This is a genomic window from Mesorhizobium sp. W067 (assembly GCF_054719525.1).
In genome coordinates this window covers 3,294,757-3,320,345 of the sequence record NZ_JBTTII010000001.1, presented here as the reverse complement: position 1 = coordinate 3,320,345, position 25,589 = coordinate 3,294,757, and the positions used below count along the sequence as shown (strand labels likewise).

General features: G+C 64.3%; 26 protein-coding genes. 13 read left to right on the top strand and 13 right to left on the bottom strand.

Annotated elements, in window-relative coordinates; translation table 11 throughout:
• The first annotated feature begins 107 nt into the window (after window positions 1-107).
• Window positions 108-962 carry a choline ABC transporter permease subunit gene (gene choW, locus ACYG97_RS16205; protein ID WP_023669995.1) on the top strand — a complete coding sequence of 285 codons (855 nt, stop codon included), beginning with the start codon at window positions 108-110 and terminating at the stop codon, window positions 960-962.
• Window positions 959-2,140: a choline ABC transporter ATP-binding protein gene (gene choV / locus ACYG97_RS16200; protein ID WP_023669996.1), complete on the top strand. Its 1,182-nt coding sequence runs from the start codon at window positions 959-961 to the stop codon at window positions 2,138-2,140. Before choW ends, choV begins: the two co-directional genes overlap by 4 nt.
• A gap of 25 nt (window positions 2,141-2,165) precedes the next feature.
• Here the strand turns inward: choV and ACYG97_RS16195 are convergent, their stop codons facing one another.
• Window positions 2,166-4,193, bottom strand: a complete 2,028-nt coding sequence (locus ACYG97_RS16195; RefSeq protein ID WP_023733370.1) for a transcriptional regulator — start codon at window positions 4,191-4,193, stop codon at window positions 2,166-2,168.
• A gap of 203 nt (window positions 4,194-4,396) precedes the next feature.
• Here ACYG97_RS16195 and ACYG97_RS16190 point away from each other — a divergent pair, with 203 nt between their 5' ends.
• The gene (locus ACYG97_RS16190; RefSeq protein ID WP_023733369.1) at window positions 4,397-5,482 is read left to right on the top strand and encodes a PLP-dependent cysteine synthase family protein; all 1,086 of its coding nucleotides are present in this window, start codon (window positions 4,397-4,399) and stop codon (window positions 5,480-5,482) included.
• A gap of 19 nt (window positions 5,483-5,501) precedes the next feature.
• Window positions 5,502-6,971, top strand: a complete 1,470-nt coding sequence (locus ACYG97_RS16185; protein ID WP_023733368.1) for a pyridoxal phosphate-dependent decarboxylase family protein — start codon at window positions 5,502-5,504, stop codon at window positions 6,969-6,971.
• 27 nt (window positions 6,972-6,998) lie between these two features.
• On the opposite strand, the gene ACYG97_RS16180 is transcribed toward ACYG97_RS16185, so the two are convergent.
• From ACYG97_RS16180 to ACYG97_RS16170, 3 genes are all read right to left on the bottom strand, one after another.
• Window positions 6,999-7,403, bottom strand: a complete 405-nt coding sequence (locus ACYG97_RS16180; RefSeq protein ID WP_023733367.1) for a YciI family protein — start codon at window positions 7,401-7,403, stop codon at window positions 6,999-7,001.
• Between the two features lie 93 nt (window positions 7,404-7,496).
• Window positions 7,497-8,906 (bottom strand): ATP-binding protein, encoded by a 1,410-nt coding sequence (locus tag ACYG97_RS16175; protein ID WP_023733366.1) that lies wholly within the window; start codon window positions 8,904-8,906, stop codon window positions 7,497-7,499.
• The gene (locus tag ACYG97_RS16170) at window positions 8,903-9,619 is read right to left on the bottom strand and encodes a response regulator (RefSeq protein WP_023670002.1); all 717 of its coding nucleotides are present in this window, start codon (window positions 9,617-9,619) and stop codon (window positions 8,903-8,905) included. Before ACYG97_RS16170 ends, ACYG97_RS16175 begins: the two co-directional genes overlap by 4 nt.
• A 258-nt stretch (window positions 9,620-9,877) precedes the next feature.
• On the opposite strand from ACYG97_RS16170, the gene ACYG97_RS16165 reads away from it, so the two are divergent.
• The 4 genes from ACYG97_RS16165 to clpS all read left to right on the top strand — a co-directional run bounded on the left by ACYG97_RS16165 (window position 9,878) and on the right by clpS (window position 11,390).
• Window positions 9,878-10,180, top strand: coding sequence for a hypothetical protein (locus ACYG97_RS16165; RefSeq protein ID WP_023733365.1), 303 nt, complete (start codon window positions 9,878-9,880; stop codon window positions 10,178-10,180).
• Window positions 10,181-10,219: 39 nt separating this feature from the next.
• Window positions 10,220-10,450: a hypothetical protein gene (locus tag ACYG97_RS16160; RefSeq protein ID WP_023670004.1), complete on the top strand. Its 231-nt coding sequence runs from the start codon at window positions 10,220-10,222 to the stop codon at window positions 10,448-10,450.
• Window positions 10,451-10,603: 153 nt separating this feature from the next.
• On the top strand, window positions 10,604-10,951 hold the full coding sequence (locus ACYG97_RS16155) for a hypothetical protein (protein WP_023713954.1): 348 nt from the start codon (window positions 10,604-10,606) through the stop codon (window positions 10,949-10,951).
• 133 nt (window positions 10,952-11,084) lie between these two features.
• Window positions 11,085-11,390 (top strand): ATP-dependent Clp protease adapter ClpS, encoded by a 306-nt coding sequence (gene clpS / locus ACYG97_RS16150; RefSeq protein WP_023670006.1) that lies wholly within the window; start codon window positions 11,085-11,087, stop codon window positions 11,388-11,390.
• A 186-nt stretch (window positions 11,391-11,576) separates the two neighbouring features.
• On the opposite strand, the gene ACYG97_RS16145 is transcribed toward clpS, so the two are convergent.
• The 4 genes from ACYG97_RS16145 to ACYG97_RS16130 all read right to left on the bottom strand — a co-directional run bounded on the left by ACYG97_RS16145 (window position 11,577) and on the right by ACYG97_RS16130 (window position 18,615).
• The gene (locus ACYG97_RS16145; RefSeq protein ID WP_023733364.1) at window positions 11,577-13,661 is read right to left on the bottom strand and encodes a membrane protein; all 2,085 of its coding nucleotides are present in this window, start codon (window positions 13,659-13,661) and stop codon (window positions 11,577-11,579) included.
• A 213-nt stretch (window positions 13,662-13,874) separates the two neighbouring features.
• Window positions 13,875-16,700 carry a DUF4159 domain-containing protein gene (locus tag ACYG97_RS16140; protein WP_023733363.1) on the bottom strand — a complete coding sequence of 942 codons (2,826 nt, stop codon included), beginning with the start codon at window positions 16,698-16,700 and terminating at the stop codon, window positions 13,875-13,877.
• A complete protein-coding gene (locus tag ACYG97_RS16135) occupies window positions 16,697-17,611 on the bottom strand; it encodes a DUF58 domain-containing protein (RefSeq protein WP_023683683.1) in 915 nt (304 codons plus the stop codon). The genes ACYG97_RS16140 and ACYG97_RS16135 overlap by 4 nt, the downstream gene beginning before the upstream one ends.
• Window positions 17,611-18,615 carry an AAA family ATPase gene (locus ACYG97_RS16130; protein ID WP_023670009.1) on the bottom strand — a complete coding sequence of 335 codons (1,005 nt, stop codon included), beginning with the start codon at window positions 18,613-18,615 and terminating at the stop codon, window positions 17,611-17,613. The genes ACYG97_RS16135 and ACYG97_RS16130 overlap by 1 nt, the downstream gene beginning before the upstream one ends.
• A 144-nt stretch (window positions 18,616-18,759) precedes the next feature.
• On the opposite strand from ACYG97_RS16130, the gene ACYG97_RS16125 reads away from it, so the two are divergent.
• Genes ACYG97_RS16125 through ACYG97_RS16115 form a run of 3 tightly spaced genes read left to right on the top strand, consistent with a single transcriptional unit; the run spans window position 18,760 to window position 21,289 of the window.
• A complete protein-coding gene (locus ACYG97_RS16125) occupies window positions 18,760-19,389 on the top strand; it encodes a DUF1285 domain-containing protein (RefSeq protein WP_023670010.1) in 630 nt (209 codons plus the stop codon).
• Window positions 19,389-20,021 (top strand): CoA pyrophosphatase, encoded by a 633-nt coding sequence (locus ACYG97_RS16120; protein ID WP_023683684.1) that lies wholly within the window; start codon window positions 19,389-19,391, stop codon window positions 20,019-20,021. The genes ACYG97_RS16125 and ACYG97_RS16120 overlap by 1 nt, the downstream gene beginning before the upstream one ends.
• Window positions 20,018-21,289, top strand: a complete 1,272-nt coding sequence (locus ACYG97_RS16115; RefSeq protein WP_031197570.1) for a CCA tRNA nucleotidyltransferase — start codon at window positions 20,018-20,020, stop codon at window positions 21,287-21,289. Before ACYG97_RS16120 ends, ACYG97_RS16115 begins: the two co-directional genes overlap by 4 nt.
• Before the next feature lie 6 nt (window positions 21,290-21,295).
• Here ACYG97_RS16115 and ACYG97_RS16110 read toward each other — a convergent pair whose 3' ends face one another.
• The 3 genes from ACYG97_RS16110 to hemF all read right to left on the bottom strand — a co-directional run bounded on the left by ACYG97_RS16110 (window position 21,296) and on the right by hemF (window position 23,143).
• Window positions 21,296-21,481, bottom strand: coding sequence for a DUF1059 domain-containing protein (locus ACYG97_RS16110; protein ID WP_023670013.1), 186 nt, complete (start codon window positions 21,479-21,481; stop codon window positions 21,296-21,298).
• Between the two features lie 231 nt (window positions 21,482-21,712).
• Window positions 21,713-21,973: a DUF1344 domain-containing protein gene (locus ACYG97_RS16105; RefSeq protein WP_023683686.1), complete on the bottom strand. Its 261-nt coding sequence runs from the start codon at window positions 21,971-21,973 to the stop codon at window positions 21,713-21,715.
• Window positions 21,974-22,228: 255 nt separating this feature from the next.
• Window positions 22,229-23,143, bottom strand: a complete 915-nt coding sequence (hemF, locus tag ACYG97_RS16100; protein WP_023683687.1) for an oxygen-dependent coproporphyrinogen oxidase — start codon at window positions 23,141-23,143, stop codon at window positions 22,229-22,231.
• A gap of 275 nt (window positions 23,144-23,418) precedes the next feature.
• On the opposite strand from hemF, the gene ACYG97_RS16095 reads away from it, so the two are divergent.
• Window positions 23,419-23,676, top strand: a complete 258-nt coding sequence (locus ACYG97_RS16095) for a hypothetical protein (RefSeq protein WP_023683688.1) — start codon at window positions 23,419-23,421, stop codon at window positions 23,674-23,676.
• On the opposite strand, the gene soxR is transcribed toward ACYG97_RS16095, so the two are convergent.
• Both soxR and ACYG97_RS16085 read right to left on the bottom strand, forming a co-directional pair.
• Complete coding sequence (soxR, locus tag ACYG97_RS16090) at window positions 23,673-24,119, bottom strand: redox-sensitive transcriptional activator SoxR (RefSeq protein ID WP_023683689.1); 447 nt, start codon at window positions 24,117-24,119, stop codon at window positions 23,673-23,675. The two genes, ACYG97_RS16095 and soxR, sit on opposite strands and share 4 nt — an antisense overlap.
• A 146-nt stretch (window positions 24,120-24,265) precedes the next feature.
• A complete protein-coding gene (locus tag ACYG97_RS16085; RefSeq protein WP_023683690.1) occupies window positions 24,266-24,724 on the bottom strand; it encodes a tRNA (cytidine(34)-2'-O)-methyltransferase in 459 nt (152 codons plus the stop codon).
• 445 nt (window positions 24,725-25,169) lie between these two features.
• On the opposite strand from ACYG97_RS16085, the gene ACYG97_RS16080 reads away from it, so the two are divergent.
• Window positions 25,170-25,577: a hypothetical protein gene (locus ACYG97_RS16080; protein WP_023683691.1), complete on the top strand. Its 408-nt coding sequence runs from the start codon at window positions 25,170-25,172 to the stop codon at window positions 25,575-25,577.
• The last annotated feature ends 12 nt before the right edge of the window (window positions 25,578-25,589 follow it).

The following is a 25,589-nucleotide window of genomic DNA, read 5'->3' as shown; positions in this document are numbered from 1 at the left end:
AAGGGCAGCCAATCTAGAAAAGGCTGCCCTTTTTCATATCCTGTGAGAAGATGACCTAACGACAGCGGAGGCCGGAAGCAGGCGGTCTCTCGCATGAGAGGGGCGATATGGATCCGATTTCGAAATTCATGGTTGATCACAAGATACCGATCGGCGCCTGGGGAAAGGCGTTCTTCGGTTTCCTCACCGACAATTTCGACACCGTGTTCAGAGCCTTCTCGAATGGCCTCAATTTCCTGCTCGACGGGCTGGTTGGCATCCTTTTGATGGTGCCGCCGGTGCTGCTGGCGCTGATCATCGCCATCATCGCCTGGCTGCTGCAGCGCTCGCGCCCGCTGGCCATAGGCGTCTTTCTCGGCCTGATCTTCATCATCAACCAGAACCTCTGGAAGCAGACGGTGCAGACGCTGGTGCTGGTCGTGGCCGCCGCCGCCATGGCGATGGCCATCGGCGTGCCGCTCGGCATCTGGGCCGCGCACAAGCCGAAGGTCTACCGCATCATGCTGCCGGTGCTCGACCTGATGCAGACGCTGCCGACCTTCGTCTACCTGATCCCGGTCCTGACCCTGTTCGGTCTCGGCAACGCGCCCGGCCTCATCGTCACCATCATCTTTGTCATCCCGACCGCGGTCCGGCTCACCCATCTCGGCGTCGTCTCGGTGCCGAAGTCGATCATCGAGGCCGGCGAGGCGTTTGGCGCCACCAAGCAGCAGCTGCTGTGGAAGGTCGAATTGCCCTCAGCGCTGCCGACCATCATGGCCGGGCTGACGCAATCGATCATGCTGTCGCTGTCGATGGTGGTGTTTGCAGCACTCATCGGCGCCGGCGGCCTCGGCACTGAAATCAACCGCGCGCTCGGCTCGCGCCGCATCGATCTCGGGCTCGAGGCGGGCCTGGCGATTGTCGTACTCGCCATCGTGCTCGACCGGATGACGCGTATCGGCGTTGGAGGCAAGAAATGACCGTCGCCGTCGATTTCAAAAATGTCGATATCGTCTTCGGGTCCGACCAGGCCGGTTCGCTAGCGCTGATCGATGGCGGCGCCACGCGCGCCGAAATCCTTGAAAAGACCGGCAATGTGCTGGGTTGCGCCGGCGCCAGCCTGACCGTGCATGAGGGCGAAATCTCGGTGCTGATGGGCCTGTCCGGCTCGGGCAAGTCGACGCTGCTGCGGGCGGTCAACCGGCTCAACGTGGTGTCGCGCGGCCAGGTGCTGGTCAAGGACGGCGACAATATCGTCGATGTCGTGACCTGCGATCAGGCGACGCTGCGGCGGCTGCGCCAGAAGCAGGTGGCGATGGTGTTCCAGCAGTTCGGCCTGCTGCCCTGGCGTACGGTGGAGGAGAATGTCGGCCTCGGCCTCGAACTCGCCGGCGTGCCGGAGCAAGAGCGCAAGGAGCGCGTGCAACGCCAGCTGAAACTGGTCAATCTCGACCAGTGGTCGAAGAAATACGCGCATGAGCTGTCCGGCGGCATGCAGCAGCGCGTCGGCCTGGCCCGTGCCTTCGCCACCGAGGCGCCGATCCTGCTGATGGACGAGCCGTTCTCGGCGCTCGATCCGCTGATCCGCACCAAGCTGCAGGACGAATTGCTGCAGCTGCAGGCGGAGCTGAAGAAGACCATCATCTTCGTCAGCCATGATCTGGAAGAGGCGCTGAAGATCGGCACCCACATCACCATCATGGAGGGCGGTCGCATCGTGCAGACCGGGGCGCCGGAAGACATCGTGCTCAAGCCCGCCAACGACTATGTCCGCGACTTCATCGCCAATGTGAATCCGTTGTCGGTGCTGACCGCCTGGAACGTCATGCGCGACAGCCGCGACCTCGAGCACGGCGATAATGGCTGGGTGTGGCTCGACCGGCGCAAGACGACGCGCTTTAAGATCGACGAGCACGGGCTGGTGGCGGCGGCGGAACGCGACGGCAAACCGGCGGTATGGGTTTCATGCGCCGATGTCGAGGCGCAGCCGGAGGAGACGGCGCAGGTGTTCTGGGCCAACCCCGGCACGTCGCTGAAGACGGTGATGCTGGCCATGCACCGCTCGCAGACGGCACCCGTGGCGCTGTTCGACGACCAGTCCCGCTTTGTCGGCGCCATCGGCATACGCGATGTGCTGAGCGCAGTGTTGCGGCGCTAGGGTTCCTACCAGGCATCGGGCTGAATTAGCTCAGCCCGATGCGCTTGGCGCCGAGCTTGAACAGGGCTGTGGCATCCGGATCGAAGCGGAAGGCGTCGATGAAGTCGTCGGTGCGGTAGCCCGGAAGCGTCTTGCGGATGGCTGCAGCGAAGTTTTTCCCCTCGTCAAGCCGTCCGGCCAGCGCCAGGCAGTGGGCGGCGATCGACAAGATGATGACATGGGCGTTGGGGCGGGCGGCCGCCTTCAGTGCCCAATCGGCTGCCTCGTCGAACTGGCCGAGGCGGACATGGGCCATGGCGCGCGCGCCCAACATGCCGAACAGCATCGGATCGAACGGTGACAAATGGCGCGAATGATCCGACGATCCGATCGCCGCTTGCGGATCGCCCGACTGCGACTGCACGAAAGACAGCGCATAGTGGCCGAGGGCGAAGTTGGGGCTGAGGTCGACGGCTCTCTCCAGTTCGAGCAGGGATTGGTCGCCTTCGCCGCGCAGCCACAGCGCCCGGCCCATCGCCCAGTGCGCGGCCGGATTGTGGTCGTCGACCAGCAGGCTTTGGCCGGCCGCCTCAAAGGCGAGCGCGCTGTCCTGGTCGCGGTCGCCCCAGCGCTGGAAAGCACTTTGCCAATGGGTGAAGGACAGGCCGGCATAGGCGCGGGTGAAGGTCGGATCCTGCCTGACAGCAATGTCGAAGAAATGCCGTGCGAGGTAGTTCTCGCTGCGGGTGAAGCGATACATGTGCCAGAGGCCGCGATGGTAAGCCTCCCAGGCGTTGAGCGAATTGGGCGCCTTCAGCATGGCGCGGTTGCGCTCGACCATCTCTATCTCGGATGAGATAGAGGCCACGATGCTGTTGCCGATGTCGTCGAGGACAATGAAGATGTCCTCGGGCTTGCGCTCGAAGGTCTCGGCCCAGACGATCCTGGCCGTGCGAACCTCGACAAGCTCGACGGTGACGGTCAGCCGGCCCGCCAGACTGCGCACCGAGCCGGTGGCGACATAGTCGACATTCAGCCGGCGGCCGGCATCCTCCGGCGCGATGTTCTTTTCCGCCAGGGCAAAGACCGAGCCGCGGGCAATGACGAAAAAATCCCTGAGCTTGGCGAGGCGGGTAATGATGTCATGGGTCAAGCCGTCGGCCAGCCCACCACGAACGCCGCCGGCATCTTCGGCGAACGGCATGACGGCAAGCGAAGCCTTGTGCGGTGTCGCGGCTTCGGTGGGGGCACGCGCGATCGGGCTGTGGCCCGCCACCGGCGCCACCGCAGGCTGTGCCGGCAAAGTCGCGCAGTGACGTTCCGCGCGAATGGCAAGCCACGCCTGGCGCACAGGGCCGAAATCCAGCTCTTCCGATTGGAAGAGCGATGCCGTAGCGGCAAGATGGTCTTCGCAGGCGCCGAACTGGCCGCGCCGCGCCAGCCTCACCAGGAGTGCGACATGGGCGCTGCTGTCGAACGGGGTCAATTCCAGCCATTTTTCGAGATGGGCGGAGACGTCTTCGGAATCGGCCGGCAGCGTCTTGACCAGATGTTCCAGTATAGCAGCTTGGCAGGAACCGAAACGGCGGCGCTGCGCGGTCAGCCAGCTGTTGAAGAGAGGGCTGCGGTCGATCTCCAGCCCTTCGAGGAAGTCGCCGACGAACAGGCCGGAGAGCAACTGCAGTCGCGTCGGCTCGAGCGTTTCGATGCCTGCGGCAGTTGCCGCGCCAACATCCAGCACGTCGACCGAGATACCGTCGAGATCAAGCACGATCGTATCATGCACGGTTACGATCCGGCCGCGGCCCGGTTCGTCGAGCGCGGCCCGCAGCTTGCTCAGGCACCAGCGAAGCTCACCCCTGGGATCATTTGGAACGTCCCACAGCAACTCGCAGAGCTTGCCACGTCCGACCGGATGGGGCGCCAGCGCCAGATAGGCCAGCAGCGCGCGCAGCTTGCGCGATGCCGGCAAGGCCACCGGAGCGGCGTCGCGCACAATCGCCAGCGGGCCGAAAAGCCGCAGAGACAGGCCTTTCCGGCTGCTTGCCTGGCTCGATTCCACGCCTGTTTCCACGCCTTTTCCCACGCTTGCCCACCGGACCTTGTTTTATCACCGAACGCGACAAAGTGCACACCCGGCTCGCAGATTGTGTGCCGAATGTGGTGCTTTCCACATTGTGGCACTTCAAAGACCTGTAGTGCGGCAAGGTGTCGAAACCTCGTCGCCCAAACCGCCGGTGTGTAACCGGCCCGTGAGCAAGAACCAGGAGTTTACCCATGTTGCATCAGCAGAAAATCAGAACCACGGCAGGCCGCGGCCGCCTTTTCGACAGCATTCTCGATACGGTCGGCGACACGCCGGTCATCCGCGTCAACAATCTCGGCCCGGCGCATGCGACCATCTACGTCAAGGCCGAGTTCTTCAATCCGGCTGCGTCGGTGAAGGACCGGCTGGCGCTCAACATCATCGAGGAAGGTGAACGCACCGGCGCGCTCAAGCCGGGACAGACCATCGTCGAGGCGACCAGCGGCAACACGGGCATCGGTCTTGCCATGGTCTGTGCGCAGAAGGGCTACAAGCTGGTGGTGACGATGGCCGACAGTTTCTCGGTCGAGCGCCGCAAGCTGATGCGGATGCTGGGCGCCAAGGTGGTGCTGACGCCGCGCGCCGAGAAAGGCTTCGGCATGTACAAGAAGGCGGTGGAACTGGCCGAAGCCAATGGCTGGTTCCTGGCCCGCCAGTTCGAGACCAAGGCCAACGCCGACATCCATGAAGCAACCACGGGACGCGAGATCGTCAACGATTTCGCCGGCTCGCGGCTCGACTATTTCGTCACCGGCTACGGCACCGGCGGCACCGTCGCCGGCGTGGCGCGGGTGCTGCGCCGCGAGCGGCCTGAGACCCGGATCGTGCTCACCGAACCGGCCAACGCGCAGCTTGTCGGCAGCGGCAAGCCGCAGATGCGTGGCGCCGGCGGAGCGCCGGCCGCCAGCCATCCGGCTTTCGAACCGCACCCGATCCAGGGCTGGACGCCGGATTTCATCCCGCACGTCCTGCAGGAGGCCATCGATGGCAACTTCTATGACGAGGTGATGCCGATCGCCGGGCCGGAGGGCATGAAATGGGCCAAGGCGCTGGCGCAGCAGGAAGGCATCTTCACCGGCATTTCCGGCGGTTCGGCTTTTGCCGTGGCGCGCCAGATCGCCGGCACGGCACCGGCCGGATCGGTGATCCTGTGCATGCTTCCCGATACCGGTGAACGCTACATGACCACGCCTTTGTTCGACGGCATCGAGGCCGAGATGAATGCGGAAGAGCTTGCTCTCTCGCGCTCGACGCCCGGTTGCCAGTTCCCGGCATGATGACGCGGGAGCAAATTGCATGGACGCGATGCCTGTCACCTCGGCTGCCGAGGAAACGCTTGACCCCTCGGACTGGGCCGATGTGCAAAGCCTGTCGCATCGGATCGTTGACGATGCCGTCGCTTACCTGCGCGATGTCAGGCAACGGCCGGTGTGGCAGGAGATGCCTGGAGATGTGAGGCATTTCTTCACCGCCTCGCTGCCGCAATCGCCGACCCCGCTTGCCGACATCTATGGCGATGTCGTGGACAAGGTGATGCTCTATCCGATGGGCAACATCCATCCGCGCTTCTGGTCCTGGTATATGGGGTCGAGCAATTTTACCGGCGCGATCGGCGATTTCCTGGCGGCAATCCAGGGCTCCAATCTCGGCGGCGGCAACCATGCCGCCGCCGAGATGGACGGCCAGGTGGTCGACTGGTGCAAGCAGATGATGGGCATGCCGGCTTCGGCCAGCGGCACGCTGGTCAGCGGCGGTTCGATGGCCAACATCATCGGGCTGACCGTGGCGCGCAACACCAAGGCCGGCATCGACGTGCGCGAGCACGGCGTTGGAGCAATCGAAAAGCCGTTGCGTTTCTATGGCTCGGACCAGGTCCATTCCTGTCACCGCAAGGGGATGGAAGCGCTCGGCCTCGGCAACAAGGCGCTGCGGCGCATTGCCAGCGACGCCGGACTTCGCATCGACATCGAAGCTTTGCGGGCGGCGATATCGGAAGATCGCGCGGCCGGGTTCAAGCCGGCCTGCATCATCGGCAATGCCGGCACTGTCAACACCGGCGCCATCGACGATCTGCAGGCGCTGGCCAAGCTGGCGCATGAGGAGGATCTCTGGTTCCATGTCGACGGCTGCATCGGCGCGCTGATCGCGATCGCGCCCGAGAATGCGCGTCGTGTCGCCGGCATCGAATGGGCCGATTCCATCGCGCTCGACCCCCACAAATGGCTGCACGCTCCGTTCGAGGCAGGCTGCGCGCTGGTCAGGGATGCCTCGGCGCATCGCAAGACCTTCGCGGTGACGCCGGAATATCTGGAATCGACACCGCGCGGCCTCGCCTCCGGCCAATGGCTGCACGATTACGGTCTGCAGACGACACGCGGCTTCAAGGCGCTGAAAGTGTGGATGGCGCTGCGGGAACACGGCGTCGAAAAATTCGGCCGTCTGATCGACCAGAACATTGCGCAGGGGCAGTATCTCTCAGGCCTGATCGAGGCTCAACCGGCGCTCGAACTGACAGCGCCGACCAGCATCAACATCGTCTGCTTCCGCTATCGCGCGGAAGGGCTCGATGGCGAGCGCTCGAAGGCGCTCAACACCGAGATCATGCTGAGGCTGCAGGAAGAAGGCATCGCCGCCATTTCCGATACCACGGTGCAAGGCCAGCATTGCCTGAGGGTGGCGATCAACAACCACCGGACCCGGCGCGAGGATCTCGACCTTCTCGTCGCCGAAACGGTCCGCCTGGGCAACGAGATCGCTTCTGCCTGACCGGCCATGGGGTAGGGCAAGCGGCTCTCAGCCGCTGGCGGCCTCCTGGAAATCGCCCTTCGTCACGGGGAACGCCAGGCCGGGAAGGTAAAATGTGATCGGCCGGATCTCGTACACCGCCGAGGGGTTCACGCGGCGCAAGTCGCGCGCAGCCGCAATCGCCGCCTCCTGCGTGGCGCAGTCGAGGACATAAAGACCCAGCAATTGTTCCTTGGTCTCGGCAAACGGCCCGTCGATGACGATGCCGTCTCCCGGACCACGCAGCGTGACGGCGTCGGCGGTCGCGCCCAGTCTTGCCGCCGGCCCGAGCTTGCCTTCGCGGGTCAATCTGGCATTGACCTCGAGCAGGTCGTGCATCAGCGCCGCGTCCTGCTGCGGCGTCAGGGACTGGATGGTCTGTTCGACGTGATAGGCCAGGATGGCGTAAAGCATGCGGCGATCTCCTCCTGTTCGAGCGGCCGCACTATTGCAAGGTTGGGTTGGTTGATCCACCCCCGGTGCCCATCGAGACGCTAGTCTGCTGCCTTATGCCGCCAGCGGCAGGCTGAGCTCCGTCAGCAGGCCGCCGCGAGGATGGTTGGACAGGTTGACATCGCCGCCGGCGGCACGCGCAATGTTGCGGGCAATGGTCAGGCCTAGCCCGAGACCGCCGGTCTGGCGGTTGCGCGATTGCTCCAGCCGCACGAAGGAACCGAACACCTGGTCGAGCTGCGCCTGCGGTATGCCCGGCCCCTCGTCGCGGATAACCAGCGTGACCGTGCCGTCCGACTGCCGCAGGCTGACATGGGCTTTCTTGCCGTAGGTCACGGCATTCTGGACCAGATTGTTGACGCAGCGCTTGAGCGCCACCGGCCGCGCCATGCAGATCATGCCACGCGGCCTGGCGCCGTCATGGTCGAACGTGACGTCCTCGAAACTGTCGGCGATCGATTCCACCAGCGACCAGAAATCGATCCGCTCGCTCTTCTCCTCGGTGACTTCGAAGGTGGCGAAGTCGATGACGGAGCTGGCGATGCTCTCGATGTCGGCGAGGTCGTGGGCGAGCGCCTCGCGCGCCGTCGATCTGCGCAACAGCTCGAGGCGCAGCCGCATGCGGGTCAGCGGAGTGCGCAGATCGTGGGCGAGCGCGGCGGCCAGATGTTCGCGGTCCTCGACATAGTCGCGCAGCCTCACCTGCATGGCGTTGACGGCTTTGGCCGCGGCGCGGATTTCGCGGCTGCCGGTCTCGGCGATCGGCGGGCTCTTCAGGTCCGTGCCGATCCGGTTGACCGCCGTTTCCATCATCCGATAGGGCGCCGTCAGCCGGCGTAGCGACCAGATCGACATGATCACCACCAGGGCCGCGATCAGCGAATAGAGCGGCAGGCTGTCGAAGCTCAATATCGGTCCGACCGGCGTGTTGGGTTCGGTGAAATTCAGCCATTGGCCGTCGGCGAAGCGGACAGATGCCGTCAGCTTGTCGCTCTGGGCGAAGCTGGCCGCCAGCGATAACAGGTCGCGCTCCACCGCGCCGACATCCTTGGTCACGGCCACACCGCCAGGCGCGTTGGCTGCCTGGGTTGCCGGATCGCGCCGGACGCGGGCGTCGGTGATGCCGAATTTCGACAGCCGCCCGACCAGGATGTCCTCGAGTTCGGCCAGTTCGTCGTCGCCGGCGATCGACGAGGTGATCGCGGGCGTGTCCGAAACGGTGAGCGCATAGGTGGCGTTGAACAGACCGGAGGCCGTCAGCTTGCGCTGCTCCGGCGTGTCGTCATGCATCAGCTGCACCAGCGAATAGGCGCGGTCGTTAAGCCGGTAGAGATCGACCTCGTCATTGGCGACGGCGCGATCGCGCGAGACGATATAGAGCGTAGCGACCTGGCTGATCAGCAGGCCGGCAATGACGATGAGCAAAACCCAGACCGGCAGGGTTTGCGGCAGGAACCGTCTCATTCGGAGGTGGTCTCGGGCAGGAACTGGTAGCCGCCGCTGCGCACGGTCAGGATCAGTTTCGGCGTCTTGGGGTCGTCTTCCATCTTGCGCCTGAGACGGCTGACCAGGATGTCGATACTGCGATCGAAGGAATAGTCGCTGTCGCCGCCGGAAAGCTCGATGAGCTGGTCGCGGGTGAGCACGCGCTGCGCGCTTTTGACGAAGGTCTGCAACAGGTTGAACTCCGCCATCGTCAGCTCGACCCTGACGTCGCCCGGCGCCATCAGCCGGCGGCGCGAGCAGTCCATCGTCCAGCCGGCGAAATGATAGATCTGCTTGGTGGTGGCGCGCTTCGGCTCAGCAGCACCATTGCGCCTCAAAACGGCGCGGATGCGGGCCAGCAGCTCGCGCGGATCGAAGGGTTTGGGCACATAATCGTCGGCGCCCATTTCCAGGCCGACGACGCGGTCGGTGGTCTCGGTGACCGCCGTCAGCATGATGATCGGCGTCGAGTAGCTGGCGCGCAGGTCGCGGCAGAGCTCCAGCCCGCTCTTTCCTGGCAGCATCACATCAAGCACGATCAGGTCTACCTGCGTGCGGCGCAGTATGTCTTCCATCTCGACGCCGTCGGCGGCAACCGTGGTGCGCAGGCCGCGCTTCTGGAAGAATTCCTGAAGCAGGTCGCGAATGCCCTTGTCGTCGTCGACGATCAGTATGTGCGCATCGGATTTCACGGCGATCCTGTCATTGCTGGCGGCCGGTCGGCGGCTGCCTTCTGAGTCTGCTTCTGTGGCGTCACCCACACGATAGAATTCTGGCCACATGTTGGCCAGCGGCGATGATCGCCCGCAAAGCCGATTTGCCAGAAACAATTCAGAAACAAAATTCTATAGTCCGGAAAAACTCCCGAAAAAAATCAAGGGCATAAAGGGTGCCGTGGCGGTCAGGACATCGGCTGCGACGCGAAGTCTCCGGAGTAACGGACATCACCAATGCACAGGTTCACGATCAGCTTGATGGGTGCGCTGCTCAGCATTCCGCTCGTCACAGCCGCGGTCGGAGCCACAACCGTAAAGGTGACGCCGATCACAAGGAGCGAGCGCTGCATCGATCTCAATCGCCAGGTAGACGAAGCCCTTGAAACCCATGCCGCGGCAACGCAGGTCACCGCGGCGAAAGCACTGCAAAGAAAGGGAAACCGGTTCTGCGCCAACAAGAAACAGGCACAGGGTATCCGGATGCTCGCGAACGCTTTGAAGCTGCTTGGAGTGACACCGATCGACCCGGTTCAGTGACACTCGAAACACGACCCGCACAAAGAAGGAAATGAAGCCATGAAAAAGTCCATCCTCTCCGCCACCGGTCTCGCCGTCGCTCTCGCTTTCGCAATGCCGGCTCTGGGCAATGCCGCTGCCACCACGACCGCTGCTCCGGCTGCTTCCACGACCACCGCTCCGGCGACCACGACCGCCAAGCCCCCGGTGAAGAAGGTCGTCGCCAAGAAGCCCGTCAAGAAGCACAAGAAGGCGAAGAAGGTCGTCAAGACGGACGCCCCGAAGGCCTGATCCAGACAGCCAACAGGCTTGTCTGTAACAAGGCCGCTCCAGCACCCCCCCGGCTGGAGCGGCCTTGTCGTGTGAGCATGATTACCCGTTGATGGGTGCCGGCCACCCAGGACTTTAACCCGTTTGCAATGCAGATCCGGTAGGATAGCCCGCATGAAGAAGCGGCTTTCATCCATTCTGCGCTCGATGGCCATCGGCGGCCTTGTGGCCTCGGCAATGGTCAGGGTGCTGATCCAGTTCACCGCCAGCCCGGTGCCCGATCCGGTGAGCGGGCGCACAGAGCCGTCGCTGTTTGCACCGGCAATCTCCAGCAGCTGGCAATACATCACACCATGGCAAAGCCTGCTGCTTACCGTGATCACCGGCGCGGCGCTGGCCTGCTTCTTCGGCTGGCTCGCGGTCGCCTGGGTCGAATACAAGGCGGCCGGATCAAGGCCGGATGCGGCATCCAGCGCACGGCAATTCCAGGCTCGTCGCGTCGCCAATCGCCAGGGCCGTTGAACCGCAGCATACACTTCCTAAATTTGTGAACGGCAGCACTTCCGGGAAGCCGGTTTGGCGCGCCGATCAAAATGGACGACGGCTTTCCCCCATGACAAAGTGAGAGCGACCCCTCGCGCGATACCGGTTCCCGATGCCTGAAATCAGTTCCAAACCCCGCACCAAGACCAAGCCGCGGACCGAGCGGCCGAAGCTCTACAAGGTCATCCTCATCAATGACGATTTTACGCCGCGCGAATTCGTGGTGACGGTGCTGAAGGGCGAGTTCAAGCTCAGCGAAGACCAGGCTAACCGGGTGATGATCACCGCGCACCGGCTCGGCGTTTGCGTCGTTGCCGTCTTCACCAGGGATGTCGCCGAGACCAAGGCGACACGGGCCGTCGACGCGGCCAAGGCCAAGGGGTACCCGCTGCTGTTTACGACGGAGCCGGAGGAGTAGGTTGAGCGTCTTTCTCCCCGTCATTATACGGGGAGAAATGTCCGGCAGGACAATGAGGGGCAGCGCCGAGGTCGATGACAGTTCGCTTGCGCGGGCCGAGGAGATTGCCAACAATCTCAGGCTCGCGCTGCCCCTCATCCGCCTGCCGGCACCTTCTCCCCGTATAGTGACGGGGAGAAGGGATCCTTACCTTCCCTCTCTGTACCACATCGCGCCCATGGCCAGCAGCAGCAGGCAAAGGCCGAGGAAGCCGCCGAACAGGGGTACGCGCGAGACGGCTTTGAGCACGCTGTCGTCGCTGCTGCGCAGGCCGATCCAGTCTGCGCCCGAGGCCGCACCGGAGGCGCGGACCGGGACGATGGAGGGCAGGGCGACGCTGCCGGTGAGCTGGCCAAGGGTGGAGGAGGCCGCCAGCCGGCGCACGCTGCCGCCGGTGGCCTCAGTCGGAGCCTTCAAGCGGTCCTCGGTAGAGACGACGTCGGAGAATTCCGGCGCGTTGACCGGGCCGACATGGGCGAGTGCGGTCAGGTCACCATTGCCGATCTGGTAGAGGCCGATCTCCTTGGTCTCGATGCTGCCCAGGAAAACGCCGGGTTCGGACTTCTCCAGCTTGACGATCAGCGCCTTGCCCGAAGGGGTGATCACCTGCGCCGGGCCGGGATCGTCGCTCATCGTCTGGCGGCGGATTTCCAGCATCATGCCGCGGCCGCCGGCGGTCAGCCGCTCTTCCTCAAGTTCAGGTTCCTTCATCAGCCAGTGGGCGATGCGGCGGTAAAGCTGGACATGCGGCCCGCCACCCTCGAAGCCGCGCGCCCATAGCCAGCCCTGATCGGACAGAAGCATGCCGACGCGGCCTTCGCCCTTATGATCGAGCAGAAGCAGCGGGCGGTTGTCGGCGCCCTTCATCACCACTTCGCCTTCGGGGTTCTGCACGCCGATGGTGCGGAACCAGCGGCTCCAGCGCGGCGGCTCGGTCGCCGAGCCGTCGAGGCCGCGCGTTACCGGATGGCGCTGGCCGAGATCGGTGAGGCGCGGATAGAAGGCCTTGTCGATGACTTCGCCGGTCGGCATTGCCGGCAGCGACGACATTAGCGGGGTGCGGGCAATCGAGGAGTCGCCGGCATATTCTGGCCCGGCGGCGATCAGCAGCGCGCCGCCCTTTTCGACGTATTCGGAGATGTAGTCGTAATAGAGGATCGGCAGCACGTCGCGGTGCTGGTAGCGGTCGAATATGATGAGATCGAAATCCTTGATCTTCTCGACGAACAACTCGCGGGTCGGGAAGGCGATCAGCGACAGTTCGTTGATCGGCGTGCCGTCCTGCTTTTCCGGCGGCCGCAGAATGGTGAAATGGACGAGATCGACCGAGGCGTCGGATTTCAGCAGATTGCGCCAGGTGCGCTCGCCGGCATGCGGTTCGCCGGAAACCAAAAGCACGCGCAAGTTCTCGCGGATGCCGTCGATCAGCGCGATGGCGCGGTTGTTGGCGTCGGTCAGTTCGCCCGGCTCGCGGTCAATGGAGAGTTCGACGATGTTGCGGCCGGCGCCGGGGATGGTCACCTGCAGCGGCATCGCCTGGCCGATGGTCGCCTCTTCGACCGCGACCTGCTCGCCATTGACCGAGACGCGGACATCGACCGGGCCGGTTTCGCCGTCGGTGGCGATGACGCGGTAGGTCATGTCGAGCGGCTTGCCGACGAGGCCGAAGCGCGGCGCGTTCTCGAAGCGGATGCGGCGGTCCTTCTCGTGCTCGTTGCCGGTGATCAGCGCGTGCAGCGGCGCATTGAAGTCGGGGGCGGCCGGCGCGTCATGCACCTCGCCATCGGTGATCATGATGGCGCCACCGATGCGCGAGGGCGGCACGTCGCGGAACGCGCCTTCAAGCGCTGCAAAAAGCTTGGTCTCGGTGCGCTCGTCGGCGGCTTCCGACTTGCCGGCCTCGACGACGCGGACGTCGAACTGCTTGAAGCGGCCAAGGCGCTGCTGCAAACCGGCAAGCGCTTCGTCGGTCTGTTTGGTCCGGTCGCCGATATCCTGGCTCTGGCTGCGGTCGACGATGACGGCAACGACGCTCTTCAGCGCCTCGCGCTCCTCATCGAGGAAGACCGGATTGAGGAGTGCTGCGCCCAGCGCAATCAGCGCCGCGAAGCGGAAGATCGCGCCGCGCTGGCGAAACCACAAGCCGACAGCCGCCAGCACCAGCAGCGGTGCGAGCACCAAAGCCAGCAAGGGCCAGGACAGCAGCGGTTCGAAGGAAATCGACCAGTTCATCGTTTACCCTCCCCCTTGTGGGGAGGGTCGATCCGCGTAGCGGAGCGGGGTGGGGGTAGGCGACAGAGCGCTGGCGCTGCACCCCCACCCCGGCTCACTGTCTTCGCTTCGCTGCGACAGCGAGCCGACCCTCCCCAAAAGTGGGAGGGTGAGGGTGAGGCTGCGCCGCCGGCGCCAGACAGGATCGAGACGAAATTAGCCAATACTGCGATCCTATTGCCCCAACCGTTCGAGCAGGATGGGCACGTGCACCTGGTCGGATTTGTAGTTGCCGGTCAGCATGTACATCATGATGTTGACGCCGGCGCGCAGCGCATAGATGCGCTGCATCGGATCCGATGGCACGGTCGGCAAAAGCGGGTCACCATTCCCGTCGACGGCCCAGGCGCCGGCAAAATCATTGGCGGTGATCAGGATCGGCGAGACGCCGTCGCCGACGCGTACCGGCCGATTCTCGGCATTGCTGGCCTCGAGCGAGGCTTCCACCCAGAGCGGGCTGCCGGAGAAGCGGCCGGGAAATTCGGGCAGGATGAAGAAGGATTTGGTCAGCACATGGTCGGCGGGCACCGGCTCCAGCGGCGGCACATTGAGATTGCCGAGAATGTCACGCAACCGTTCCGTCGCCGGGCTCGCCGAATCCGCACCGATGCCGTTGGCGAACTGGTCGCGCGTGTCGAACAGCACCGTGCCGCCCTGCTGCATATAGGCGTCGATGCGGGCGATCGCGGCTTGGCTCGGCATCGGCGCGGAAGGATCGATCGGCCAGTAGATCAGCGGATAGAAGGAAAGCTCGTCCTTCGAGATATCGACGCCCGCCGGCGCGCCCGGCTCGAGCGCGGTCTTCTCGATCAGGAAGCGGGTCAGGCCTTCGAGCCCGGCGCGGCTGATCGAATCGTCACCGGGCACACCGGTCAGCACATAGGCGATGCGGGTCTTGGCAATATCCTCGATTGCCGCGGCATCGCCGGGCTTGGCGTCGTCGGCGTGGGCGAGGTCGGCATGGCCAAACAGCATGCCGAGGCCAAGCAGCAGCGCAGCCGTCGTTGCTGCGGCCGATCGGCCGCGGCGCGGTCGGCGCGACATCAGCCCGCCCATCCAGAACACCGCCAGCGTGTCGAGCAGCATAAGCACAAGTGCCGCTGTGACCAGCGATCCCTTGAGGTCGCGCGATTCATCGAAAGCGTACTGGATATTGGTCACCGGCACTGTGAATTGCGGGCGCACCAGCGGCGCGAAGGCGGTGGCCGGTTCGAGCAGATTGTGGGCGAAAACGCCGGTTTCCGAGCCGTAGAGGCCGGGCGGGTTCTCGAACGTCACCGGCAGCGTGCCGGCGCCGGGGACCAGCGGTCGCGCGTCCGGCGTCGGCGGCACCAAAGTGCCGTCGGCGGCTATCATGCGATAAGGCGCCAGCGACGTAGCAGCGGCTTCGGCGTTGGCAACCGCCGCACCCTGGTTGCGCGACAGCTGCACGATGCGCCGCAGCATCTCGACGAAGCTGCCGGAGATCGGCAGCGTCGACCATGTCGCTTCCGGGGTGATGTGGAACAGAACCAGCGTGCCCTTGCCCTTCTTCAACCCGGTCACCAGCGGGGTGCCATCGGCAAGGGTTGCCCAGGTGCGTTCGACGATGTCCGGCGTCGGTTCGGCCAACACCTGCCGGCTCACCGTGACCTCGGCCGGCGGTGCGAGGTCGGCGAACGGGCCGTTCTTCGGGAATTCGGTCACCGCCTGCGGCGTCGTCCATGACAGCGCGCCGCCAAGCGAGCGCTCGCCGGTGCGCAGCCTGACCGGCAACAGATCATCGTCATTGCCGGCGGCGGCCAGCCGCGAACCGGCAAAGCGCACCAGCGTGCCGCCATTGTCGACCCAGTCGACCAGCCGCTGATGGACCTGCGGCGGAATGGTACCGATATCGGCCATGACGATCATCGCCGGCTTCTGGTCGAGAAGCTGCGGGATGGCGTCGGCGAGATCGACGCTCGACGGTTCGACCAGATCGGCGAAAGGCTGCAGCGCGCGCCTGATGTAATAGAGCGGCGACAGAAGCGGCTGCGCCTGGTCGGCCTCGGCCTGCGATAAAAGTCCGACGCGGCGGCGCTTGGAGCTTTCGTCGAGCACGCGCACCGCACCTGCCTGGCGTTCGCCGTCGAGCGCGATCGAGGCGAAGTCGTTGCGCAGTTCGAACGGCACCGCCATCGTGCCGCTGGCGGTAGTCTCACCCGGCGCGAAGGTCAGCGTCGCGTCGGCGATGCGGCGGCCCTTGTCGTCGAAGGCGCCGGCGGTGACTTGTGCCGGCGCCGGGTCGCCGGGCGCGCGGATGGCGGTCAGGGCGAAGCCGTCGACCTGATTTTCGGCGCCAGTGAGCCCAGTCAGCGCCAGCCGGTCGGAATTGGCCCAGACGACACGGGCGGCATTTTTCGACAGCAGTGTGTTGAAGGCGGCCTCGTCGCCCTTTGCCGCAAGGCCGTCGGCGAGAACGGCAACGCTGGCGCCGGGCAAGGTTTCCAGCACGCCGGCGACGCGGGCATAGACGGCGGGTCGGTCGGTTGGGATCGGCCTCGGCTTGGCGGCGCGCAGCCGGTCGAGGGCAGCCGCGGCATCGAAGGGGCCGATCTCGGCGTTCGGCTTTTCGGCGGTGAAGGCGATGACGACCGGTACGCCGTTCGAACCGGCATCGGCGATCAGCCTCTGGGCGGTGGCGACGCGCTTGCCCCAGTCGGCGGCACTCGCCCAGTCATTGTCGATGACGAGCGCCAGGGCGGCGCCCTCGGCCGGCAATTTTTCGCGCGGATTGAAAACGGGTTCGGCTAATGCCGCGACGACAAGGGCTGCCATCAACAGCCGCAGCAGCGTCAGCCACCACGGGCTCTGCTGCGGCGTTTCCTCGCGCTTCAGCACGCGAGCGAGGATCTTCAGCGGCGGAAACATTTCGGACTGCGGCTTGGGCGGTGTGAGCCTGAGCAGCCACCAGATCACCGGCAGCGCGAGCAGGCCCCACAACACCATGGGAGCGCCAAAGGAGAGCGGCAGCCAGCTCATGCGCCGGCCCTTCCCACGAATGCGCCATCGGCGGTCATCGCCATGTGGATGCGCACCAGCGCCTCGGAAGCGAGGCGATCGGTGTGGTTGACGGTGTAGCTCCAGCCGAGGCGCTTGCACCAGCTGGCCATCTCCTGGCGGCGGGCGGTGTAGAGCAGGCGGTATTCGTCGCCGAGCATTTCGGCGCGGCCGGCGGTCAACTTGTCGCCGGTCTCGGGATCGGTGAATTCGGTGCGGCCGGCATAAGGAAAGGTCTCCTCCGCCGGATCGGCAACCTCGATCAGATGCGCACGCACGCCATGCCGCGCCAGCACATCGAGCCATTCCATGGTCTCCTCGACCGGGTCGAGGAAATCGCTCACGACGACGATGTCGCAGAAGCGGCGGATGGCGGACAGGTCAGGCTTTGCTGGCAGGTCCGCGGCGTGCATCAATTGCGCTGCGATGCGCTCGGCGCCGTTGCGGGCGGTGAACGGATCTGTCAGGCCGGGCCATGCGATGCGCTCGCCGCTGCGAGATAGCAATTCGGCCATGGCCAGTGCCAGCACCAGCGCGCGCGATTCCTTGGAAACGCTGGCGCCAGTCGATTTGTAGAGCATGGAGGGCGATGGGTCGGCCCAAAGCCACACCGTGTGGGCTGCTTCCCATTCGCGGTCGCGCACATAGGTGTGGTCGTCCCGGGCCGAACGGCGCCAGTCGATGCGCGAGGAATCGCCTTCGACATAGGGGCGGAACTGCCAGAAATTCTCGCCGATGCCGCGCTTGCGGCGGCCATGCCAGCCGGCAATTACCGTATTGACGATACGGCGTGCCTCGACCAGCAGGTCCGGCACCAGCGAAGCCCGCAACCGGCCCCTGGCGAGCGCGTCGCGCGTCGCTGCCGGTGCCTGGACTTCGCCGATACGTGCCATCAGATTCCTTTGGCCAGTTTCGCCACCACGTCGCGCACAGTCGTGCCCTCGGCGCGGGCGGCAAAGGTCAGCGCCATGCGGTGCTGCAGCACCGGTTCGGCCAGCGCGCGGATGTCGTCCACCGACGGCGCCAGCCGCCCGTCATAAAGCGCGCGCGCACGGGCGCACAGCGTCAGCGCCTGGCTGGCGCGCGGGCCGGGACCCCAGGCGACATGCTTGTCGGTCTCGGCATTGCCCTGGCCGGGACGCGCCGAACGCACCAGTTTGAGGATGGCGTCGACGACGCTTTCGGGCACCGGCATACGGCGGATCAGCGTCTGGATTTCCCTCAGCCGCGCCGGCTGCAGCACGTTTTGCGCCTTGGCGTCCTCGATGCCGGTGGTTTCGAGCAGGATGCGCCGCTCGGCCTCGATTTCGGGATAAAGGATGTCGACCTGCATCAGGAAGCGGTCGAGCTGCGCTTCGGGCAGGGGATAGGTGCCTTCCTGCTCCAGCGGGTTTTGCGTCGCCAGTACATGGAAGGGCGCGGGCAGGTCGTGGCGAATGCCGGCGATGGTGACGTGATATTCCTGCATCGCCTGCAGCAGCGCCGACTGGGTGCGCGGCGAGGCGCGGTTGATCTCGTCGGCCATCAGCAATTGCGCGAAGATCGGGCCGGAGATGAAGCGGAAGGAGCGCTTGCCGGCCTCGTCCTGTTCCATCACCTCTGAGCCGAGAATGTCCGACGGCATCAGGTCGGGTGTGAACTGGATGCGGCGCGAATCGAGGCCGAGCACGACACCGAGCGTTTCGACCAGCTTGGTCTTGGCAAGGCCGGGCACGCCGACCAGCAGTGCATGGCCGCCGGCAAGCAGCGCCACCAGCGTGCGCTCGACCACCACTTCCTGGCCGAAAATGACGCGGCCGACGCCGTCGCGCACCCTGGAAATATCGGCCAGCGCCGTCTCGGCCTGGGCGATCATGTCCTTTTCGCTGATTGGGCTTTCCTTGACCATTACGCTCATGCCGCATCGATCCTTGTGCTGGAAGTACCGGCTTGCACTGTAGAGCCTTAGAATGCCGCGATTCGGCTTCGCCTGGCGCCTACGAATGAATTTAAATCACAGACTTAGGCTGACAAGCGGAACAACAGTGACTATTTCGTGACCATGACGGAACGCTCCGAACATCGCGAACACAGCCTTGCTGCCGCAACCGAGGCGCGCGGTCTCGAAGCGTTGATCTCGCGTGCGGCTCGCGCCGGCAAGGGCGCGGCGCCGGTGGAGCGCTGGAATCCCGACTTTTGCGGCGATCTCGACATGGAGATCAAACAAGACGGAACGTGGTTCTATCTCGGCACGCCGATCGGCCGCATGCCGCTGGTGCAGCTGTTTTCCAGCGTGCTGCGCAAGGACGAGGATGGCAGGACCTATCTGGTGACGCCGGTCGAACGGGTCGGCATCCGCGTCGTGGACGCGCCTTTCATCGCGGTTGAAATGGATGTTTCCGGCGCCGGCGCCGAGCAGACCATCACTTTCCGCACCAATGTCGGCGATGTCGTCGAGGCCGGACCTGGCCATCCGCTGCGCTTCGTCGACGAGAACGAGACCGGCGGCCTGAAGCCCTATGTGCTGGTGCGCGGGAGGCTGGAAGCGCTGGTGGCGCGGCCGGTGATGTACGAACTGGTCGAGCATGGCGAGGAGATCGATATCGGCGGCAAGACGATGTTTGCCGTGCGCTCGAAAGGCGAAATCTATCCGATCATGCCGGCGGAAAAACTGAAGCGGCTGAGCGCATGATGGATCAGGTGAGGCCGCCGCCGTTTTCCACAGCGGATTTTCGCGCGCGGGTCGCCGCGCAAGCTGAAGCCCATGCCGGCGACGATTATGGCGATCATCGCTTCAACCCCGGCCATCCACGGTTGACGCAGCTCAAAGCGCTGCGCGACGCCGCGGTGCTGATCCCGGTCGTCGATCATGGACGCGATGCGACCGTGCTTTTGACCAAGCGGGCGGAAAAACTGCGCAGCCATTCCGGGCAGGTGGCTTTTCCTGGCGGCACCATTGATCCCACCGATGCGACCCCGGAAGCAGCGGCCTTGCGCGAGACCTTCGAGGAGATCGGCCTCGGCCATGACCGCATCGAGATCATCGGCCGCATGCCCGATTATGTCGCCGGCAGCGGCTATCGCATCGCGCCGGTGCTGGCGATCGTCGAGCCCGGTTTTACGCTGTCGCTCAATTCCGACGAGGTCGACGCCGCCTTCGAAGTGCCGCTTTCGTTCCTGATGGATCCGGCCAACCACACCAGGGACAGCCGCATGTGGAACGACCTGGAATGGTTCTTCTACGATATGCCCTATGGCGGCCAGCGCATCTGGGGCGTCACCGCCGGCATCATCCGCACGCTCTATGAAAGGCTCTATGCTTGAGTGATCCGATATCGCTGGCGGGCAGAGCCGACTGGCTGGGTGAAAAGCATCTGCAGCGGCTGCTTGCCGTGCTGGCGCAGGGCGGCGAGGAAGCCCGCATCGCGGGCGGCGCGGTGCGCAATGCGCTGATTGGGCAGCTGGTCGCCGATATCGACGTTGCTACCACTTGCCTGCCCGAGGAAACCGTTCGCCGCGCCGAGGCGGCGGGCTTCAAGGCGGTGCCGACCGGCATCGAGCACGGCACGATCACGGTGATTGCCGGCGGCGCGCCCTATGAGGTCACCACGCTGCGCGCCGACATCGAGACCGATGGCCGCCGCGCCAAAGTGTCGTTCGGCCGCGACTGGAAGGCCGACGCCGAACGGCGCGATTTCACCATCAACGCGCTCTATGCGGAGGCTGACGGGACGGTCGTGGACCTGGTCGGCGGCGTCGGCGATATCGAGGCACGAAGGCTGCGCTTCATTGGCGATGCCGAGCAGCGGATCCGCGAAGACTATCTGCGCATCCTGCGTTTCTTCCGCTTTTTCGCCTGGTATGGCGAGGGTCGGCCCGATGCCGAGGGATTGAAGGCCTGCGCCCGGCTCAAGGACGGTCTCGCCCATCTCTCGGCCGAACGCATCTGGTCCGAGCTGAAGAAGTTGTTATCGGCCCCAGATCCGTCGCGCGCCTTGCTGTGGATGCGCCAGGCCGGCGTGCTCACCAGCGCCCTGCCGGAAAGCGAGAAATGGGGCATCGATGCCATTCATGGGCTGACCAAGACAGAGAAGGATCTGGGCTGGGCGCCGGAGCCGCTGCTCAGGCTGGAGGCGATCGTGCCGCCCGATGCGGCGCGGATGAAGACACTGGCCGAGCGGCTGAAACTTTCGACCACTGAGGCGGAGCGCCTGCGCCACTGGGCGCTGACGGCTGCCGTCGAGCCCAAGACAAGCGAAGCGGAACTGGCCAAGAAACTCTATTCCGGCGAGCGCCAGGGTTTTCTCGATCGCCTGCGGCTGTCGCTGGCGTCGGCGCGAGCGCGGGCTCTCGAGGACAATGACGCGCTGGTTCAGGCCGGCGGGTTTTCGCGCCTGCTCGCTTTTGCGCTGAAATGGGAAAAACCGGTGTTCCCAGTCAAGGGCGGCGATCTGACGGCGCTTGGCGCGTCGCCGGGGCCAATACTCGGTGCGATCCTGAAAAACCTGGAAAAGGAATGGATCGGGTCCGGCTTTGCGCTCGATCGCGACGCGCTGCTGGAGCGCGCCGCGGAAGCCTTGAAGGCCAGATAGGACTGCTCAGGCCGCGTCGCGAACTTTCTCGATGCGCGAGCGGATCGCCTCGATCATCGTCTCGCGAATGACCGTTTCGCCATGTGTCTCGCGCATATGGTCGACGGCGCGGCGCATGACCTCGGCTTCCTCACCGGCACGGGTGTGCCACTCACAGCCGGGAACCAGCGAGCCGCAATGGAATTCCTTCATGGGGTTTTCTCCTTTTCCTCCTTGGAGCCTGTGCCTCTCATGGGCACACGAAGCTCCGCCATCTCTGTTCCGCGCCCTGTCACAGCAGTCGGTTTCGGGGGCACGCACGGGGGAGCTAGCATAACACGGTTCGACGGTTTTGGTTGCCGTGGGTGCGAAAAGGCGGAGCAGCGCTGCTCCGCCCCCTCTTGTCAGGCTAAGCCAAGGCAAGACCGTTCGGTCTTGTCCCCATCACTTCACGATCTTGACGGACTCGGCAACCTTGTTCTTGCCGCTCATGTCCCAGGAAACGCGGACCTTTTCGCCGGCCTTCAAGCCTGGATCCTTGAAGGTCTGGGGCAGCGTGAAGGTGGATCCATCGTCCAGAACAAGGCTCATGGCCGTGCCATCATAGGTCTTGACCGTGCCCGTGGTGTGCTTGACCGCGGCAAAGGCAATCGAGCCGGAAGCGAGAAGTGCAGCGGCGGTTGCCGATACAATGAGCTTTCGCATGGTAAGTACTCCTGGAAAATGCGGGCATTCGTTTGGGAAAATGCTCCGCCTTGTTCAGGGCCGTCCGGTAGCGTCGTGTCGCGACACCCTTCATTGCTCTCAAGGGAACCGCCGGCGCTTCCCGGCCCGGAAACGACAAATAGTCGTTTTATTCCAACTGCCTATTAGACGAAAAAGATAGTCGCTGCGCCACATTCCATCCCAAGATTCGGCGAATGGGACGCCATTGTGGCTCACGTTGCGCTCACCGATAGTTTACGGCCACCTGACCTCCGGCGGCAGGCTGGACAGGATCGAGGCGACATTGCCCCCGGTCTTCAGGCCGAAAATGGTGCCGCGATCGTGAAGCAAGTTGAATTCTGCGTAACGGCCGCGGCGAATGAGCTGCTCGTCGCGGTCGTCGTCGGTCCAGTTCTCGTTGAAATGGGCGCGAACCAGGTGTCCGTAGACGACAAGGAAAGAACGCCCGACATCCTGGACGAAGTTCAAATCGGCATTCCAGCCGCCTTTCTCCTCCCCCGAATGCAGCCAGTCGAAAAAGATGCCGCCGACGCCGCGCGGCTCGTGGCGGTGCGGCAGATAGAAATACTCGTCGCACCAGGCCTTGAATTTGGGGTGGTCGGCGATCGCAGCGTTCTTCTCGCAGGCGAACTGCATGGCTCGATGGAAGGCGACCGTGTCGGGGTGATCTTCCGTGCGGTTGCGGTCGAGCACCGGCGTCAGATCGGCGCCGCCGCCAAACCAGTGGCGCGACGTCACGACCATGCGGGTGTTCATGTGCACGGCCGGCACGTTGGGGTTCCAGGGATGCGCGATCAACGAAATGCCTGATGCCCAGAAGCTCGGGTCTTCCTCGGCGCCGGGCATCTGCTTCCTGAATTCGGGCGAGAATTCGCCATAGACGGTCGAAGTATGGACGCCGACCTTCTCGAAGACGCGGCCGCGCATCATCGACATGGCGCCGCCGCCGCCCTTGCCATGGTCTCGTTCCCACGGCGTCTTTTCGAAGCGGCCGGGCGACCATTCGGCCAGCGGACCGGTCAAGTCCTGCTCGATCTGCTCGAAGGTGGTGCAGATGCGCTCCCGCAGCGTCTCGAACCAGAGCCTGGCCTTCATTTTCTTCTGTTCGATGTCGGCTGGCAGGCCTGCCGGTATTTCTGGTCGTTCCAAAATGCTGTCTCCGGTCGCAGCCGACAAAGGACCTAGTGGAGTGAATTTGAGATTTGCACACAGCGTGGCGCAGGGCACGGCGCAAATGTCAAATTCGAGAACTCCACCAGAAACATAAACTTGCTAGTGGTCCTTGTGATTCCAACGTTCGCAACGGCGACTGGGGATTAGGAAGGCGAATGTTGGAATCGGAGCACTAGCCTTTTCCGGGCGCGATCCCTAATCTCTTAGGGGCAAGGGTCAAGTGTCATCTGGTTCGGCCCAGGAGTTCTTTCATGCGCACGCCGGCAAGACCGCCGCTGCATGGCCTGAAGAAAAGGCTCGATCGTTCACGCGCCGAGCGCGAGCGCATGCCGCGTGACGGGTTTTTGCGGGAGACCTTTGTCTTGCCGCGCCCCGATGCGCGGCTCAAAGCCAAGGAATGGTTCGAACGCTTTCCCAAGCAGGCCTACTGGACCGAGATCGAAAGCTGGTTCGAACGGCCGGGCGACGTCATAGAATTCACGATACGGCGGCTGCCGGCGGCGGATTAGGACCCCACCAGCAGTCGCCTTGCGCCCGGCCCTTGCGCACTCAAGCGATCTTCCCTGTTTCGCAGCGGGCATTTGTCGATCGACATGCAGCCGCAGCCGATGCAGTCGGTCAGGCCGTCGCGCAGCTTCTTTAGCTGAGTGATCTTGCGATCGAGGTCGTCGCGCCAGCCGGTCGACAACAGGTTCCAGTCCTCGCGCGTCGGGGTACGGCCTTCTGGGAGCGATTCAAGTGCGGCGCCGATCTCGGCCAGCGAAATGCCGACCTCCTGGGCGATCCGGATGATCGCCACCCGCCGCAGCACGTCGCGGCCATAGCGCCGCTGGTTGCCCGAGGTGCGGTGGCTGCGGATCAGCCCGCGCGCCTCGTAGAAATGCAGCGCCGACACCGCCACGCCGCTGCGCATCGCCACCTGGCCGACCGTCAATTCCTTTACCGGAGCCATCTCGATTTTCCGCTTGACCTCAACTTAAGTTAAGCTTGTAGCCAGGAAACGTCGATAGGGCAATTGAGGAGAAGGCGATGTGCGCCTGGGTGAGAATGATGCAAGACGCAACGGCCGTTGGCGATGACGACAACGCGCTGAAGGGTCTAGCCGAGCTGCCGGATGGCTTCACCGGCGACCATGGCGACCGACAGCGCGACGTTGATGCTGCGCGTGCCCGGCTGCATCGGGATCGTCAGCCGCGCATCCGCCGCCTGATGGACAGGATCCGGCACGCCGGCGGATTCGCGGCCGAACAGCAGGATGTCGCCTTGGGCGAAGCTGAAGCCCCCATAGGGGGTCGCGGCTTTGGTGGTGAGCAGCACCAGCCGGCAGGCTTCGCCCTTGCGCCAATCCTCGAAGGCGTTCCAGTCGACATGGCGGGTCAGGGCAGCCGTTTCGAGGTAGTCCATCCCGGCACGCTTGAGCGCTTTGTCGGAGAGCGGAAACCCGGCTGGTTCGATGATGTCGACGCCAAGGCCGAGGCAGGCGGCGAAGCGCAGGATAGTTCCGGTGTTGCCGGCGATGTCAGGCTGGTAGAGGGCGATGCGGAGACGGTGGTTCATTTCCGCGTCTTTCTAATAAGTGGCAGATCGGCCACAGCGGGTGGCTGGTTTTGGAAATTGCTGGACCTGCGGGTGGCCATTTTCTGCGAAGTCGATTATACCGCACGCATTGTCAACCCGAACCGATGGAGGGGTATTTCATGATGACCATGCACATCCAGCGCCCCTCCCGTGGGCTTACCTGCCTTCCGGCGGTTTCGGTACGACGATTTACCTGATTTCTTAGATCTGATCGCACCGATTCCCGCCGAACCCAATTTTCGGCTCTCGAAGGAATCCTGCGATGTTTTTCAACCGGTTAAAGGGGCCAAGCGCCCCAGCTGAGCATGTCGCGACCGAGGCCTATCCTCGTGTCCCGACGGATGCAATCCGTGCCTCCGGCCGAATGCCGGCGCACGACATTGCTTCGCCTTTTTATGTCTATTTTCACACGGAGGACGGACCGATGTTCGATCCCTATAAGATACCTGGTTCAAGAAGCCTGCACGAACGCAAGACGGCGACCTGGGCGTTGCTGGTCGGCGAGACCTATTCGTCGGCGGTTCACGCGCAGACGCGCCGGCGTCCGCATCGCGGCATGTTGCCGGATGTCGATTTCTCGCGTGCGGTTCCCGACCACAGCCGGCCGTCGCTGGTGCGCCGGATCATCCGGCTGATCCGGCCGGGCGCGAAAAACCGGACTGGCGGCGGCGTGCCGTCAGTTCAGTCGAACGCTTCTGTCGGTGAAAAGCCCGCAAGTCCCTATATTGCGCGAAGCAGGACCGATGGCCCGGGTGATTCCGGGCCGTCAGTCCCCGCCGACGTACGGTCTGGGGACGCGGAGCGCCCCGGGGATTTTTCCCGCGCCGCATGAGCGGACAACAGT